This is a genomic window from Brevibacterium sp. K11IcPPYGO002 (assembly GCF_050920635.1).
Lineage (GTDB): Bacteria > Actinomycetota > Actinomycetes > Actinomycetales > Brevibacteriaceae > Brevibacterium.
Map to the genome: position 1 here is coordinate 1,826,241 of NZ_CP131929.1, position 16,706 is coordinate 1,842,946.

16 protein-coding genes are annotated in these 16,706 nt (G+C 65.3%); all 16 read left to right on the top strand.

The window, feature by feature from the left end; translation table 11 throughout:
- The first annotated feature begins 55 nt into the window (after positions 1–55).
- Entirely contained in the window at positions 56–883 is an 828-nt protein-coding gene (locus QYM46_RS08270; RefSeq protein ID WP_432791539.1) for a DALR anticodon-binding domain-containing protein, read from the top strand.
- Positions 883–2,322, top strand: a complete 1,440-nt coding sequence (gene lysA, locus QYM46_RS08275) for a diaminopimelate decarboxylase (protein ID WP_432791540.1) — start codon at positions 883–885, stop codon at positions 2,320–2,322. The genes QYM46_RS08270 and lysA overlap by 1 nt, the downstream gene beginning before the upstream one ends.
- 34 nt (positions 2,323–2,356) lie before the next feature.
- The gene (locus tag QYM46_RS08280; RefSeq protein ID WP_432791541.1) at positions 2,357–3,664 is read left to right on the top strand and encodes a homoserine dehydrogenase; all 1,308 of its coding nucleotides are present in this window, start codon (positions 2,357–2,359) and stop codon (positions 3,662–3,664) included.
- 2 nt (positions 3,665–3,666) lie between these two features.
- Positions 3,667–4,752 carry a threonine synthase gene (gene thrC / locus QYM46_RS08285; protein WP_169252104.1) on the top strand — a complete coding sequence of 362 codons (1,086 nt, stop codon included), beginning with the start codon at positions 3,667–3,669 and terminating at the stop codon, positions 4,750–4,752.
- 2 nt (positions 4,753–4,754) lie between these two features.
- Positions 4,755–5,657 (top strand): homoserine kinase, encoded by a 903-nt coding sequence (gene thrB / locus QYM46_RS08290; RefSeq protein WP_169252105.1) that lies wholly within the window; start codon positions 4,755–4,757, stop codon positions 5,655–5,657.
- A 224-nt stretch (positions 5,658–5,881) separates the two neighbouring features.
- The gene (gene rho, locus QYM46_RS08295) at positions 5,882–7,930 is read left to right on the top strand and encodes a transcription termination factor Rho (RefSeq protein WP_432791542.1); all 2,049 of its coding nucleotides are present in this window, start codon (positions 5,882–5,884) and stop codon (positions 7,928–7,930) included.
- 1 nt (position 7,931) lies between these two features.
- A complete protein-coding gene (gene prfA / locus QYM46_RS08300) occupies positions 7,932–9,008 on the top strand; it encodes a peptide chain release factor 1 (protein WP_169252107.1) in 1,077 nt (358 codons plus the stop codon).
- A gap of 73 nt (positions 9,009–9,081) precedes the next feature.
- Positions 9,082–9,936 carry a peptide chain release factor N(5)-glutamine methyltransferase gene (gene prmC, locus QYM46_RS08305; protein WP_432791724.1) on the top strand — a complete coding sequence of 285 codons (855 nt, stop codon included), beginning with the start codon at positions 9,082–9,084 and terminating at the stop codon, positions 9,934–9,936.
- 74 nt (positions 9,937–10,010) lie between these two features.
- Positions 10,011–10,661 carry an L-threonylcarbamoyladenylate synthase gene (locus QYM46_RS08310; protein WP_169252108.1) on the top strand — a complete coding sequence of 217 codons (651 nt, stop codon included), beginning with the start codon at positions 10,011–10,013 and terminating at the stop codon, positions 10,659–10,661.
- Positions 10,662–11,771 (top strand): MraY family glycosyltransferase, encoded by a 1,110-nt coding sequence (locus QYM46_RS08315; protein ID WP_169252109.1) that lies wholly within the window; start codon positions 10,662–10,664, stop codon positions 11,769–11,771. It begins immediately after the preceding gene.
- Positions 11,768–12,214, top strand: a complete 447-nt coding sequence (locus tag QYM46_RS08320; protein ID WP_432791543.1) for a hypothetical protein — start codon at positions 11,768–11,770, stop codon at positions 12,212–12,214. The genes QYM46_RS08315 and QYM46_RS08320 overlap by 4 nt, the downstream gene beginning before the upstream one ends.
- Positions 12,215–12,477: 263 nt before the next feature.
- The gene (atpB, locus tag QYM46_RS08325; RefSeq protein ID WP_432791544.1) at positions 12,478–13,290 is read left to right on the top strand and encodes a F0F1 ATP synthase subunit A; all 813 of its coding nucleotides are present in this window, start codon (positions 12,478–12,480) and stop codon (positions 13,288–13,290) included.
- An 81-nt stretch (positions 13,291–13,371) separates the two neighbouring features.
- Positions 13,372–13,596 (top strand): F0F1 ATP synthase subunit C, encoded by a 225-nt coding sequence (gene atpE / locus QYM46_RS08330; protein WP_039210675.1) that lies wholly within the window; start codon positions 13,372–13,374, stop codon positions 13,594–13,596.
- 19 nt (positions 13,597–13,615) lie between these two features.
- Entirely contained in the window at positions 13,616–14,167 is a 552-nt protein-coding gene (locus QYM46_RS08335; protein WP_025776916.1) for a F0F1 ATP synthase subunit B, read from the top strand.
- Positions 14,167–14,973: a F0F1 ATP synthase subunit delta gene (locus tag QYM46_RS08340; RefSeq protein WP_169252111.1), complete on the top strand. Its 807-nt coding sequence runs from the start codon at positions 14,167–14,169 to the stop codon at positions 14,971–14,973. The genes QYM46_RS08335 and QYM46_RS08340 overlap by 1 nt, the downstream gene beginning before the upstream one ends.
- Positions 14,974–15,054: 81 nt before the next feature.
- The gene (gene atpA, locus QYM46_RS08345; RefSeq protein WP_169252112.1) at positions 15,055–16,689 is read left to right on the top strand and encodes a F0F1 ATP synthase subunit alpha; all 1,635 of its coding nucleotides are present in this window, start codon (positions 15,055–15,057) and stop codon (positions 16,687–16,689) included.
- Positions 16,690–16,706 lie beyond the last annotated feature (17 nt).

Genomic DNA, 16,706 nt, shown 5'->3' on the forward strand with positions numbered 1-16,706 from the left:
AGCGAAGATGACGTTGGATTCGTCCCCGCCGTCCGGCCCCGAGTACTCTGTTCGAGTGACCCCGGAAGACCTGCAGACTGCACTCGCGCGCGCCTTGATGACAGCGCCGGCAGATCTCGTGGCACCGGGATCCGCCGCAGCCATCGACGTTCGGCCCCCGACCCGTCCCGACCTCGGCGACTGGACGACCCCGGTGGCGCTGCGCGCCTCCGCCGAACCCGAGCAGCGAATCGCACTCGCGGCACATCTGTGCACCGAGCTGCGCACCCACCCCGAGGTGGCTGACGCCGTCTTCGCCGGACCCGGATTCGTCAACGTGACCCTCACCGCGGCCGCCCGTGCGCGGGTGATCTGCGACATCGTCAGCGCAGACAGGGGAGCCGACGCCCGCAGCGGAGCGGGACAGGACCGGACGCCGTTCCGAACGCTGGTCTCCGCGTCCGACCGGCAGCCCGCACCGGGTCTCCGCGCCGGCGGCCGCGGCACCGATGTCGATCCGGTCGCAGTGCATGATCTCCAGCGCGGCCATGCCGCGGCCTGCCGTGAACTGCGGCGGGCACACAGAGCGGGAATCCCGACCGCGGACATCGACCTGGCGACGCTTGCGCAGCCGAGCGAGACCCGGATGCTCACCATCATGGCGGGGCTGCCGTCCGCGCTGGAACGTTCGCGCCGCCTCGGCGAGGCCGAACCGCTGCTCACGGCGCTGCTCGAGCTCGGCGCAGCCGTCGAGGAGTGGCTTCGTCGCTGCCCGGCCACTCCGACGGTCGATGAGGACATCACCGTCACCCATACCTCGAGGCTCCTCGCTCTGAGAGCCGTCATCATCGTTCTCGCCGCAGGACTACGACAATTGGGTGCTTCGGCCCCGGAGAGGATCTGATGCCCGCACATATCGCAGGGACACTGCACGCGACCCCGGCCCCGGTGTGGCTGCCCTATCCCGACGACGTCAATGCGCTGCTGCCGAGTCTGTGGTCGGACAATGTCACGAAGACCGCCGAGGGCGTGCTCACCATCGCCGGTCACACCGTGACGGACCTGGCCGAGAAGTACGGCACCCCCACCCTCGTCATGGACGTCGCTGACTTCCGCAGTCGCGCCGAGGCCTACCTGAGCACGTTCTCCAACGCGTTCTCCGTCGGGAAGGGACTGGCCGGAGCCGACGTCTTCTACGCCGGGAAGGCCTTCCTGTGCACGGCCGTGGCCCGGTGGGTGCATGAGGCCGGTCTCGGCCTCGACACCTGCTCGCTGGGGGAGATGATGATCGCCCGCGCCGCAGGTGTCCCCGGCGACCGCGTCGGCCTGCACGGGAACAACAAATCCGCGGCCGAACTCGAATACGCCCTCGACTACGGCGTGTCCAGGATCTTCGTCGACAGCCTCGATGAGGTTGCTCGCCTCGAATCCATCGCTGCGGCCAGACGAACCGTCGCACCGGTCATGCTGCGGGTCACGGTCGGCGTCGAAGCGCACACCCATGACTTCATCGCCACGGCCCACGAGGACCAGAAGTTCGGGCTCTCTCTCGCTGACGGCACCGCTGCCCGGGCCGCGCGTCTGGTCGCGGAATCCGACCACCTGCGTCTCGACGGCCTCCATTCGCATATCGGCTCGCAGATCTTCGACATCTCCGGATTCCAGGTCGCCGCCGCCCGCGTGCTCGCCTTCCGTGCCGAGATCATGGGCGAACACGGCATCGACCTGCCCGATGTCGACCTCGGCGGCGGCTTCGGCATCCGCTACACCTCCCAGGACACCCCGATCCCGGTCACGGAGATGGCCGAGGAACTCGCCTCCGTCGTGGCCAAGGAATGCCGGGGGCTGGGCACGAGCGTCCCGCGGATCTCCATCGAGCCCGGACGTGCCATCGTCTCGCCAGCGGTATTCACGCTCTACGAGGTCGGCACCGTCAAGCAGGTGAGCACCGACAGCGGCACCCGCACCTATGTCGCCGTCGACGGGGGCATGAGCGACAACATCCGCACCGCACTCTACGACGCGGATTACTCATGCACTCTGGCCAACCGGAATTCTTCCGCGGAGCCGGCGATCGTGCGGGTCGTCGGCAAGCACTGCGAATCCGGCGACATCATCGTCCGCGACGAATACATGGGCGCCGATGTGACCGCGGGCGACCTCGTCGCAGTACCGACCACCGGAGCGTACTGCCGGTCGCTGGCCAACAACTACAATCACCTGCCCCGGCCGGGAGTCCTCGGCGTCGAGGCCGATAGAGTTGAGTGGATCGTGACACCCGAGGACCACACGCAGATGTTCGCCACCGACCCGGGGATGGTCGGGGGAGGAACGCCACACTGATGAGCGTGAGAGACAAGAGCGGAAAGGTGAGGAAATGCAGGCACTGAAGGTAGCCATGCTCGGATGCGGAGTCGTCGGCACGGAGGTCGCCGCGAGGATTCAGAACCGCGCAGAGGGCCTGGCCGAACGCATCGGCGCTCCGCTGGAGCTGAGCGCGATCGTCGTCCGCGATGCCTCGAAGTCCCGCCCGGGAATCGATGAGAAGCTGCTGACGACCGACGCCGAGGCGGCCATCGCCGGAGCCGATATCGTCGTCGAGCTGATGGGCGGGATCGAACCCGCCCGCTCGCTCATCACCGCGGCTCTGAGACAGGGATCGTCGGTCGTGACCGCGAACAAGGCGCTGCTGGCCGCCAGCTACGGCGAACTCATGTCCGCAGCCGATGCCGCCGGCGTCCGGCTCGAACACGAAGCGGCTGTGGCCGGCGCGATTCCGATCATCCGCCCCGTCGGCGATTCGCTGGCCGGTGACCGGATCGAACGCATCATCGGCATCGTCAACGGCACGACGAACTTCATCCTCGACCAGATGGACTCCGAAGGCTGGGACTTCGGCCACGCGCTGGCCACCGCACAGGAGCTCGGATACGCCGAGGCCGATCCGACCGCCGACATCGGCGGACACGATGCGGCTGCGAAGGCTGCGATCCTGTCCTCCCTGGCCTTCCACGCCCCGGTGTCGATCGATGATGTCCATGTCGAAGGCATTGAAGGCATCACGGCCGAGATGGTCGAGACAGCCCGGGACCAGGGCTTCGTGATCAAACTCCTGGCCGTGTGCGAACGCGTCGCCTCCTCACCGGCCGGAGCCGGTCTCTCTGCACGTGTGTACCCGGCACTGCTCGACCGGGGCCACGCCCTGGCATCAGTGCGGGGTGCTTTCAATGCCGTGTTCATCGAAGCCGAAGCCGCCGGCGAGCTGATGTTCTACGGGCAGGGAGCCGGCGGAGCGCCGACGGCGTCGGCAGTGCTCGGAGACCTCGTGTCCGTGGCCAGGCGCAAGGTGCTCGGCGGACGCGGACAGTACGAACGTCCCTTCCACGACGACTACCCGATCCTGCCGATCTCGGCGATCACGACCAGGTACCACATCACCCTCGACGTGGTCGATCGTCCCGGTGTGCTCGCCGCGGTCTCCGAGGTCTTCGCCGACGAAGGGGCATCCATCGAACTCATGCGACAGACGATCGGAGACATCGACGACGACGGCGTCCAGCACGCGAAGCTCGTGCTCGCCACCCACTCGAACACCGACTCGACTCTGCAGAAGACGGTCGATCGCCTCATCGATCTGCCAGTCGTCCACACCGTCAAATCCGTGATCCGCGTAGAAGGACAGTGACAATGAACTACCCCAGACACCAGTGGCAGGGCGTCGTCGAGGAATACCGCAGCCTCCTCGACATCTCCGCCGACACGCCTGCAGTCACCCTCGGCGAAGGCGGGACCCCGCTGATCCGGGCGGAGAAGCTCAGCGCGCGCACCGGTGCCCAGGTATGGGTGAAGTACGAAGGTCTCAACCCGACCGCGTCCTTCAAGGACCGGGGCATGACGATGGCGATCACGAAGGCCGTCGCCCATGGCGCCAAGGCCGTCATCTGCGCGTCGACGGGCAACACCTCGGCCTCGGCAGCTGCCTATGCCACGAAGGCCGGACTCACCTGTGCTGTGCTCGTGCCCACCGGCAAGATCGCGCCTGGGAAGATGAGCCAGGCCATCGCGCATGGAGCGACTCTGCTCGAAGTCGACGGAAACTTCGACGACTGTCTGACGCTGTGCCGCAAGCTGTCCGAATCCTACCCGGTCCACCTCGTCAACTCGGTCAACCCCGATCGCATCGAGGGTCAGAAGACCGCGGCCTTCGAAGTCGTCGATGTCCTCGGCGACGCCCCCGACATCCATGTTCTGCCCGTCGGCAACGCCGGCAACATCACGGCGTACTGGAAGGGCTACAACGAATACCGCGAACATGGGGTCTCCACGCAGCTTCCGCAGATGTGGGGCTTCCAGGCCGCCGGTGCCGCACCGCTGGTCCTCGGGCATCCGGTCGACGAACCGGACACGGTGGCAACCGCCATCCGCATCGGCAATCCCGCCAGCTGGACGCAGGCCGAAACGGCGCGTGACGACTCGGGCGGTCTCATCGATTCGGTCACCGACGACGAGATCCTCGCCGCCCACAAGATCCTGTCCAGCGAAGAGGGCATCTTCGTCGAACCCGGTTCGGCCGCCTCGGTGGCGGGTCTGCTGAAGATGGCCGACGCCGGTCGTGTCCCTGCTGATGCGACGATCGCGGTGACCGTGACCGGTCACGGTCTCAAGGACCCCAGCTGGGCCCTGCACACCGCAGACGGATCCGATATCGAGACCCAGCGGGTCTCCGTCGACGCCGTCAGCGCCGCACGCGCGCTGGGACTCGAGGACAGCTGAGCGTGCGCGTGAGACTCGAGGTCCCGGCCACCTCGGCGAATCTGGGGCCCGGCTACGACTCGTACGGGCTGGCGCTCGACATCGTCGACACCCTCACTCTCACCGTCGAAGACGCAGCGGTCGACGCTGACCGCTGCGTCGAGGTGACGGGGGAGGGCGCCGAGGTGCTGCCGCGGGACCGTTCGCACCTGATCATGCGGATCATCGGTGAGGTGCTCGAGGCCGAATTCCCCGACGTCGCGGCCGATCTGTGTCCGCGTCTGTCGCTCGAGTGCGTCAACCGGATCCCTCATTCCCGCGGGATGGGCTCCTCGGCGGCCGCAGTCGTGGCAGGGATCGGCCTCGCGGCGGAACTCGGAGCCTGGTCGACCGGAGCGAAGATGAGTCGCGACCGGATCCTCGAGATCGCCACCGCAATCGAAGGCCATCCGGACAATGCCGCGCCCGCGATCTACGGCGGTCTCACCGTCTCCCTGTCTGCGCCGGTCAAGTCGTGGCAGGTGCCCGTGCGCACGCTCGAGTACGTCACCGTGCTCGTTCCCTCCGCCCGCCTCGACACCGAGGTCGCCCGTGGACTCATTCCCGCAGGCATCGATCACGCGATCGCGGCGGACAACTCGGCTCGGGCCGGCCTGCTCGTCCACGGACTGAGCAACGACGCACAGGTGCTCTTCGACGCCACTCGTGACCAGCTCCATCAGGAATTCCGCCGCAGCGCCTATCCGGAGTCGATGGCGCTTGTCGACTCCCTGCGTGCCGAGGGATTCCCGGCCGTCATCTCCGGAGCCGGGCCGACGGTGCTCGTCCTCGCCGAGGCGGTGCCCGACACCCTCGTGCCGGCAGGCATCGTCGCTCGGCGCACCGCGATTGACCTCGGCGGTTATCGGGTGAGCCGAGAAAATTGAGGAAACGATTCGCCAGATCGTCTCCGAACAAGTAGACTGTGGGTGTTCCGACAGGGCACGGCTTCCCGCTGTTCTTCACAGATCCGTCGCCGATGTCATAGATTCTGGAACATCTCCTGCTCATTCTTTAGCAGGTTTTCTTTCACAACGCACCGTCAATGGTGTTTCCGTCGCCGTGAGCAAACGGCACATGCCGCACGGCCGAAAGAGGGAGAAGGACCTTCGTGTCTGAAACCACCACTCAGGATTCCACCCCGCGCACCGGCAGCCTCACAGCGCTGCGGCTGCCTCAGCTCCAGGAAATGGCTGCCGGGCTGGGAATCAAGGGTTACCGTCGCCTTCGCAAGAGCGAACTGATCGACGCCATTAACAGCCACTCGGGCGGATCCGCTGAGCAGAAGTCCGCCCCCACCGAGAAGAAGCCCACCGAGAAGAAGCCCGCCGCAGAACCGGCCGCCAAGGCCGAGAAGCAGGCCGAGAAGCAGGAGTCGGCGAACCGTCGCTCCTCGCGTCGCTCCGCCGCTTCCGCATCCGAGGATGCTCCGGCGCTCATCATCGAACCGAACTCCGACGACTCGTCGGCGAACGAGTCCGGTGCGCAGCAGACCGGGGGAGCATCCTCCGACGAATCGAACGGCGACCAGGACCGTCAGCGCTCGCGCCGGAGCCGTTCGCGTTCCCGGGGCTCCGAGCCCCAGGCCGCGGAATCCCGCGCCGAAGAGCGCGACGGCAGCGGCGAGGACGCCTCCGACCGCAACGGCGGCCAGGATCGTTCCGGGAACCAGGAGCGTTCCGGGAACCAGGATCGCTCCGACCGTGAATCCCGCGGAGGACGCGACAACGAACGTCGCAGCAAGAACAACGACCGTTCCGACGACAATCGAGGCGGCAGCGACCGCAACGACCGTAACGGCGGCAACGGCCGGGGCAACAACGACCGGGACGGCGGAAACGACCGCGGGAACCGCAACGACCGCGGCGGCAACAACGACCGCAACGATCGTCGCAACCGCAACAACGACGATGACGACCGCGGCGGCAACCGTCGCGGACGGGGTCGGGACCGGAAGCGTCGCGGCCGCGGCAACGACGAGCCGGAGATCCGCAACGACGATGTGCTCATTCCCGTCGGCGGCATCCTCGACGTCCACGACAACTACGCCTTCCTCCGCACGTCCGGCTACCTGCCGGGGCCGAACGACGTCTATCTCTCGGCCTCCATGGTGCGCAAGAACGGTCTGCGCAAGGGCGACGCCGTCGCCGGCGCGATCCGTCAGCCGCGTGAGAACGAACAGCGGGGCAACAAGCGTGAGAAGTTCGACGCCCTCGTCCGTCTCGACTCCGTCAACGGACTCACCGTCGACGATGCGCGCAGCCGCGTCGAGTTCTCGAAGCTGACTCCGCTCTACCCGCAGGAGCGTCTGCGTCTCGAGACCACCTCGAAGCTGCACTCGACCCGCCTCATCGATCTCATCACCCCCATCGGCAAGGGACAGCGCGGACTCATCGTCGCGCCTCCGAAGGCGGGCAAGACGACGATCATGCAGCAGATCGCCAACGCGATCACCGAGAACAATCCCGAAGCACATCTCATGGTCGTCCTCGTCGACGAACGTCCCGAGGAAGTCACGGACATGCAGCGCGCGGTCAAGGGCGAAGTCATCGCCTCGACCTTCGACCGTCCGGCCGATGACCACACCACGATCGCCGAGCTCGCCATCGAACGGGCCAAGCGTCTCGTCGAGATGGGCTCCGACGTGGTCGTGCTTCTCGACAACATCACTCGCCTGGGACGTGCCTACAACATCGCGCAGCCGGCATCCGGTCGGATCCTCTCCGGCGGTGTCGACGCCAATGCGCTCTACCCGCCGAAGAAGTTCTTCGGTGCCGCACGCAACATCGAAGGCGGCGGCTCGCTGACCATCCTGGCTACGGCTCTCGTCGAGACCGGTTCGAAGATGGACGAAGTCATCTTCGAGGAGTTCAAGGGCACCGGCAACATGGAGCTGCGTCTGAGCCGTCAGCTCGCCGACAAGCGCATCTTCCCGGCCATCGACGTCAACTCGTCGAGCACGCGCCGCGAAGAGATGCTCATGACCACGGAAGAGACGAAGGTCATGTGGCAGCTGCGCCGACTGCTCTCGGGACTCGAGCAGCAGCAGGCAGTCGAGCTGCTCATGTCGAAGCTCAAGGAGACCGGCTCGAACGTCGAGTTCCTCATGCAGGTGCAGAAGACGACTCCGCTGCCGAAGTCGTCGACCGACAACAGCTGAGATGGTCGACGACACCCTCACGGCCAGCGTCAGTGCACTGCTCGATGAGCATGCGCGGGTGCAGGAGGAACTCTCCGACCCCGCGGTCCACGCTGACGCCGGCCGGGCCAAGAAGCTGACCAGGCGGTACGCGGAACTCGACAAGGTCGCCGCGGCCGCCCGGCACTTCGCCCAACTCGAGGCCGACCACGCCGCCGCGGTGGAACTGGCCGCGGACGACGCCGATTTCGCCTCCGAGGCCAAGCGGCTGTCGGCGGAGATGGACACGGCCGAGGGTGAGCTCAAGGATCTCCTGGTTCCCAGCGACCCTGACGACTCCCGAGACGCGATCATCGAGATCAAAGCCGGCGAAGGCGGAGACGAATCCGCACTGTTCGCCGGCGATCTGCTGCGGATGTATCAGCGGTGGATCGACTCGCGGGGCTGGTCGAGCCAGATTCTCGACGCCACGCATTCGGATCTCGGCGGATACAAAGACGTCACCATGGCAGTCAAGGCGAAGAACGACGGCGCCTACGGCTGGGTGAAGTTCGAAGGCGGAGTGCACCGGGTCCAAAGGGTCCCGGTCACCGAGTCGCAGGGGCGCATCCACACCTCCGCAGCCGGCGTGCTCGTCTTCCCCGAAGTCGACGAGCCCGAAGAGGTGCAGCTGGACGAACACGATCTGCGCATCGACGTCTACCGGTCGTCCGGCCCCGGCGGCCAGTCCGTGAACACCACCGACTCCGCTGTGCGCATCACCCACCTGCCGACCGGGATCACCGCAAGCTGTCAGAACGAGAAGTCGCAGCTGCAGAACAAAGAGGCAGCGATGCGCATGCTTCGGGCCCGGATTCTGGCCAAGCAGGCCGAAGAGGCCGCGGCGGAGGCTGCGGACATCCGTCGGTCTCAGGTGCGCACCGTCGATCGCTCCGAACGCATCCGCACCTATAACTTTCCGGAGAACCGGATCACCGATCATCGCACCGGATACAAGGCCTACAACCTCGATCAGGTGCTGGCAGGCGAACTCGATCCCGTCATCGGGTCCTGCCGCGACGCCGACAAGGCCGCTCGTCTCGACGCACTGGGGGACTGACCTGGACACCGACAGGCCGAGGATCGTCTCCGATCTCCTGCGCGGGGCCACTACACTCTTCACCGAGGCGGGAATCGCAAGTCCCGACGCCGATGCGCTCGAGCTGCTCGCCCACGCATGGGAGATCGACCGGGCAGCGCTGAACCGCCACCGTCTCTTCGACGACCCGGTGCCGGGATCCGTGAGTGCACGATTCGCCGAACTCTGTGACCGGCGCCGGCAGCGGACACCGCTGCAGCACCTCACCGGCATCGCCTACTTCCGTCACCTGCAGCTGCAGGTCGGTCCCGGGGTCTTCGTCCCCCGTCCGGAGACCGAACTCCTCGTCGGCAGCGTCCTCGCCGAACTGTCCGAATTCTCCACGCCTGACTCGACGACCGAGACCGAGGAGGTTCGACGTCCGATCGTGATCGATCTCTGCTCCGGGTCAGGCGCGATCTCACTGTCCGTGGCCACCGAATTCGATGGCGTCGACGTCCTCGGCGTCGAACGCGAATCCGCCGCCCTCGACTGGTCACTGACGAACCTCGAGCACAGCCGCCTCGGCGAGTCGAGAGTCGAGTTCATCGGCGCAGACGCGACGAGGATCACCCAGGCGCGGCCCGATCTGCGCGGGCGTGCCGACATCGTGGTGACGAACCCACCCTATGTCCCTGATGCAGCGGTGCCGCGGGATCCCGAGGTGGCCGACCATGACCCGGCGGCCGCGCTCTTCGGCGGAGACACAGGTCTGGAGATACCGGGGCTCATCATCAGCGAGGCCGAGCAGCTGCTGCGACCCGGTGGGCTCTTTCTCATGGAACACAGCGAGGAACAGGGCGCCGGGGCACGGGAACTGCTGGAGGCCACGGCCAGTCTGAGACACGCCGCCACCTTCCAGGACTACACTGGACGCGACCGCTATACCGTGGCACGCCGCCAGGCGTAGGAGGCGCGGGGACGAATCCGTGTCATGCACGGCCCTGCACCGCGACCACACCGAACATTCGAAACGGAGAACTCGTGTCGAGACGATTCGACGTCAGCCAAGCCGAAATCCGTGAGCTCGTCTTCGACGAGTGCGCGCGAGTCGTCGACACGGGCAACCTGCTCGTCATTCCCACCGATACCGTCTACGGGATCGCCGCCGATGCCTTCAGTGCTTCGGCGGTCGCGGCACTGCTCGCTGCCAAGGGCCGCGGCCGGGACATGCCACCTCCGGTTCTCGTCCCACGCGCAGAGACCATCTTCGGTCTCGTCGATGGGGTCGATGAGACCGTGCTGGCGCTGACGGCGAAGTTCTGGCCCGGACCGCTGACGATCATCGCCGATGCCCAGCCCTCTCTCGATTGGGACCTCGGCGACACCCACGGAACCGTGGCCGTGCGCATGCCCGACGACGAATCGGCCCTGGCTCTGCTCGCCCGCACCGGACCGCTGGCCGTGTCGAGCGCGAATATCTCCGGACAGCCCGCAGCTCGGACCGCCGATGAAGCGCAGGAGATGCTCGGCGACGACGTCGACATCTATGTCGACGGTGGAGTGCGGGAATCGGGGATGTCCTCGACCATCATCGACCTCAGCGGTGACGTGCCCCGCATCCTGCGCCGTGGGCCGATCACCGCCGAGGAGCTGCGCGAGATCGTCCCCGAGCTCATCGACCTGGACGGCTGAGTGCGCGCCTACCTCTTCATCCTCATCGTCTCCGCCCTCGTGGCGTACCTGCTGACGCCCATGGTCAAACGGGTGGCCGAACGAGGAAAGATCTTCTCACCGCTGCGTGCTCGCGACGTCCATTCCGTTCCGACGCCGAGGCTGGGCGGAGTGGCGATGTTCGGCGGGCTGCTGGCCGGTCTCATCTTCGCCTCCCAGATGCCCTTCCTCAATCGGATCTTCGTCGAACCGGGACCGATCGTCGGCATCGCCGGAGCCGCCGGCCTGCTGTGTCTGCTCGGAGTCATCGATGACATCTGGGACCTGCATTGGATGGCGAAGCTCGCCGGCCAGGCACTCGCCGCAGGCTTCATGGCGATCAAGGGAGTGGCGCTGCTGTCCATACCCTTCGGAGGGGTCATCATCGGCTCTCCGCGGATGTCGATCATCGTCACAGTCCTCGTCGTCCTCGTGACCATCAACGCGGTGAACTTCGTCGACGGGCTCGACGGCCTCGCCGCGGGAGTCGTCGCCATCGGCGGCAGCGCCTTCTTCATCTACTCCTACTGGTTGGCTCGTGACGCCTCACCGGAGTCGTATGCGAACCTCGCCTCGCTCATCATCGCGATCCTCGTCGGCGCCTGTCTCGGCTTCCTGCCGCACAACTTCAATCCGGCCCGGATCTTCATGGGCGACTCCGGGTCGATGCTCATCGGCCTGCTGCTGGCCGCTTCGACGATCCGAGTCACCGGTCAGGTCGACCCGGCACTGATCGGGCAGGAGCGAGCGTTCGCCACCTTCATGCCGATCATCCTGCCGGTCGCGGTGATGTTCCTGCCGCTGCTCGACCTCGGACTCGCTGTGGTGCGTCGACTGCGAGCCGGACAGTCTCCGTTCTCCGCCGATGCCAAACACCTCCACCACCGGATGCTGCGTCTGGGACATTCCCATGCGCGTGCGGTGCTCATCCTCTACACCTGGACGGCGCTCATCGCCTTCGGATCTGTGCTGCTCCTCTTCAAGGGCTGGCTGTTCTCCGCCTGTGTCATCGGCGCACTGGTGGCTGTCACCCTCATCGTCACCTTCTATCCCCTTCGCATGCGTCAGAAAGCCAGAGAGGAAATCCCGTGACCGACCCGACACCGCGCCAAGAGACCGAAGTCGAAGCAGCCTGGACCCGCGTGTGGAGGACGCTGCTCATCCGCGGCATCATCCTCGTCCTCGTCGTCGCGGCCCTCGGAATGGGCATCGGCTGGCTGGTCTCGGGGATGACGGGACTCGTCGGCGGAGCCGTCGGCGGGGGACTGGCCGCGGTCTTCATCATCATCACCCTCGTCGTCATGTACGTGGGACGGAATATGGGACTGACCGCGATCGCCGGGTTCCTCGGCATCGGATTCCTGTTCAAGGCCTTCATCTTCATGATCGTCATCTGGCGCATCAAGGATGCGACCTGGCTCGACGGCACGGTCGCCTTCTTCACGATCGTCGTCGCGGTGATCGGCTCCTCGCTCGTCGAAGCGATCACCGTGGTCAGGGGACGCGTTCCCTATGTCGATCCGGAGGCGAGATAGGCGCTGGAAGCCTCGTCGCCGCGCAGTTCGGAGACACGTCGAGAAGTGGGGCCAGAGACGAATGACGTGTCGTATAAAATCGTTGACAGAAATTGCACAGAGAAGCCTGATGAATTTGTCGGTCACTCTCTACAGTTGGTAGAGTAGACCCGGTGCTTGGGCGGATCTTCGCCCTTTGTCGCTCCTGAACCTCAAGCCTCGCCTTCAGTGCGGGGCCAAGGCCAGGCCATCAGGGCCCTTGACCATGGGAGAGTAGTAAAAACGTGGGAACACTCAACGCCGCGAACACAACAGTCAGTGCTGCAGAAGGCGGCTTCCACGCACCGTCGATGGCTGAATTCTTTCCAGCCTCATTCCTCTTTGAGGGCACACCGTTCGAAATGAACCGCGTGATGCTCATCCGCATCATCGCCACCGTCGCTGTCGTTGTGCTTCTGGCCGTCTGGGCCAAGCGCATGAAGCTCATTCCTTCCCGCTTCCAGTCGAGCATGGAACTCGCCATGGAATTCGTGACCGTCGGCATCGCCGAGGACACGATGGGCAAGGAGAAGGCCAAGAAATTCATGCCGCTCATCGTGGCGATCTTCTTCGGCATCCTCTTCTGGAACGTCACGAAGCTCATTCCGTTCCTCAACATGCCGGGCACCGGCGTCATCGGCATGCCGATCGTGCTGACCCTCGTGGTCTATGTGACCTACCACTGGGCCGGCATCGCAGAGAAGGGCCTCGGCCGCTACCTCAAGGACGCGCTCATCCTGCCCGGCGTTCCGCCGGCGATGCACATCCTGCTCATCCCGATCGAGTTCATCACGAAGTTCGTCACTCAGCCGTTCACTCTGGCGATCCGACTCTTCGCGAACATGATGGTCGGCCACCTCCTGCTCGTCCTCTGCTTCTCCGCCACGAGCTTCTTCCTCTTCGACGCTGCCAACGGATTCCAGTTCTTCGGCATCGTCACCTTCGCCGGCGGCATGTTCGTCTTCGTCCTGGAGATGCTCATCGTCGTGCTGCAGGCCTATATCTTCGCTCTACTGTCCTGTGTGTACATCAATGCCGCGATCTCGGACGACCACTGAGTTCGCACCCCCAGATCCGTAACTCACGAGTTGCACGGTCGGGCCAACCACCCGGCTTCATTATGAAAGGAAAAGCATCCTATGGATATGCTCGCCGCAGTTGAAGGTAGCGTTTCGACGATCGGTTACGGCCTCGCCGCAATCGGTCCCGGTGTCGGTGTCGGAATCGTCATCGGCAAGACCATCGAAGGAACCGCTCGTCAGCCCGAGATGGCCGGCGCCCTGCGCGGAAACATGTTCCTCGGTATCGCTCTGATCGAGGCCCTGGCCCTCATCGGTATCGCCACCCCGTTCTTCCTGCCCTGATCTCGAAGAGGACTGAAAGATGACTCCGGTAAACATCGTCGCCTCCGCGGAGAACCCGCTTCTCCCGGCGGCCTACGACATCCTCTGGAGTGCCGTCTGTCTGCTGATCGTCTTCCTGGTTGTCTGGAAGTACGTCCTTCCCGCCTTCAACAAGACCCTCGACGAGCGTGCTGAGCGCATCCAGGGTGGAATTGAGAAGGCCGAGAAGGTGCAGGCCGAAGCCGATCAGGCTCTGGCCGAGTATCAGAAGCAGCTCGCCGACGGTCGTGCCGAAGCTGCACGACTGCGCGCCGAGGCTCAGGAAGAGGGCGCCCAGATCATCGCCGAGATGAAAGCCCAGGCTCACACCGAGGCTGATCGCATCATCGCTCAGGCACAGACTCAGATCGACGCCGAACGTCAGTCCGCCATGGTGCAGCTGCGTTCCGAGGTCGGCACTCTCGCGACAGACCTGGCTTCGCGCATCGTCGGTGAGTCCCTCACCGATGACCAGCGTTCGGCCAATGTGGTCGATCGCTTCATCTCCGATCTCGAGTCCGACTCGTCCGCGCAGCCGGTCAAGGGGGCGTGATGCTCCAGTCGAGCAGATTGTCCCTGCAGGCCGTCCTCGAGACCGCGAACTCCGAGATCTCCGGGGGAGACCCCCGACAGATCGGAGAGGAGACTCTGGCAGTCGTCGGCCTCCTCGCCGAGAATGTCGGACTGCGCAAGGCTCTGGCAGACTCCTCCGAGTCGGCCGAGAGGAAGCAGCAGCTGCTGCGGACTCTGTTCTCGACTCGGATCACGGATGCGGTTCTGCGCATCAGCGATCAGGCAGTCGGCCGTCGCTGGGCGCGGACCCAGGACCTCGTCACCAGCCTCGAAGTCGCCGGGGTGACAGCGATCGCCGCTGCCGCACAGGCCGACGCGAAGCTGGGACAGGTCGAAGAGGAGATCTTCCGCTTCGCGCGTCTGCTGGAATCCAACCACGAGCTGTCCCGCGCGCTCGATTCGCAGGCCACCGACGAGAGCAAACGCGCTCTCGTGACGGACCTGCTCGCCGGCAAGGCACAGCCCGACACCATCAAGCTGGTCGAACAAGCTGCTCAGCACCCGCGGGGTCTCCGCGTGGCGAAGGCGCTCGACCAGTACAGCGATATCCTCGCCGCCCGGCAGCAGCGGTCGGTTGCGGACGTCACCGTCGCCAAGCCTCTGAGCGAGTCGCAGACCGAACGGCTGCAGGCGGCATTGTCGGCCAGCTATGGTCGCGAACTCGTCCTCAATGTGCAGGTCGACCCCGAAGTGCTCGGGGGAGTCCGGGTGCAGGTCGGCGACGAGATGATGAACTCGACCGTGGCCGATCGACTGGCCGATGTGCAGCGCAAGCTCGCAGGTTGACACTAGTGGCCGGCTTCTCCGGCATCGGCGGCCCACCGGTCGCCGGACGCAAGATTTGAGTAAAGGAAGCAGGGAAACCAGATGGCGGAACTGACAATTCGCCCGGAAGAGATCCGGGACGCTCTCGGGAAGTTCGTTGACTCGTACAACCCGGAGAGCTCGGAAAAGACCGAAGTCGGCAAGGTCGTCACCGCTGGTGACGGTATCGCTCACGTCTCGGGTCTGCCCGGCACCATGGCCAACGAACTTCTGCGGTTCGAAGACGGCACCCTGGGCCTGGCACAGAACCTCGACGAACGCGAGATCGGTGTCGTCATCCTCGGCGAGTTCTCCGGCATCGCCGAAGAGCAGAACGTCTACCGCACCGGAGAGGTCCTCTCGATCCCGGTCGGCGACGGCTACCTCGGCCGTGTGGTCGATCCGCTGGGTCGTCCCGTCGACGGACTCGGCGATATCGAGACCGTCGGCCGCCGCGAGCTCGAGCTCCAGGCCGCCGGCGTCATGGACCGCCAGGAAGTGCGTGAGCCTCTCCAGACCGGCTACAAGAGCATCGACGCGATGATCCCCGTCGGCCGTGGCCAGCGTCAGCTGGTCATCGGCGACCGCAAGACCGGCAAGACCGCTCTGGCGATCGACACGATCATCAACCAGAAGGCCAACTGGGAGACCGGAGACCCCAAGAAGCAGGTCCGCTGCATCTACGTGGCCGTCGGCCAGAAGGGCTCGACCATCGCCGGCGTCCGCCGTTCGCTGGAAGAAGCCGGAGCGCTCGAGTACACGACCATCGTGTCCTCGCCCGCCTCGGACCCTGCCGGCTTCAAGTACCTGGCTCCCTACTCCGGCTCGGCAATCGGTCAGCACTGGATGTACGACGGCAAGCACGTCCTCATCGTGTTCGACGACCTGTCGAAGCAGGCCGAGGCCTACCGCGCCGTGTCCCTGCTGCTGCGTCGTCCGCCGGGCCGTGAAGCCTACCCCGGTGACGTCTTCTACCTGCACTCGCGTCTGCTGGAACGCTGCGCGAAGCTCTCCGATGACCTCGGCGGCGGTTCGATGACCGGTCTGCCGATCATCGAGACGAAGGCCAACGACGTCGGTGCGTTCATTCCGACCAACGTCATCTCGATCACCGACGGACAGATCTTCCTGCAGTCCGATCTGTTCAACGCCGGTCAGCGTCCCGCTGTCGACGTCGGTGTGTCCGTGTCTCGAGTCGGTGGTGCCGCTCAGACGAAGGCCCTCAAGGGCGTCTCAGGCACACTGAAGATCTCGCTGGCTCAGTACCGTTCGCTCGAGGCGTTCGCGATGTTCGCATCCGACCTCGACGATGCGACCAAGCGTGACCTGGCTCGCGGTGCGCGACTGACCGAACTGCTCAAGCAGGGTCAGTACGCTCCGATGCCGTTCGAGAAGCAGACAGTGTCGATCTTCGCCGGAACCAACGGCTACCTCGACGAGATCCCGGTCGGCGACGTGCTCCGGTTCGAGACCGAACTGCACGATCACATCGAGCGCAAGACCGGCATCTTCACGACCATCCGTGAGACGCTGAAGCTCGACGACGACACGACCGAAGAGCTGAAGAACGTCCTGGCCGAGTTCACCCAGAACTTCGCCAGCTCTGACCAGAGCGGATCGAAGGCCGGAAGCGAAGACACCGCAGCCGCTTCCTCTGACGAGGTCGAGCAGGAGCAGATCGTTCGGCAGAAGCGTTGAACCTGTTCCGTAACGGC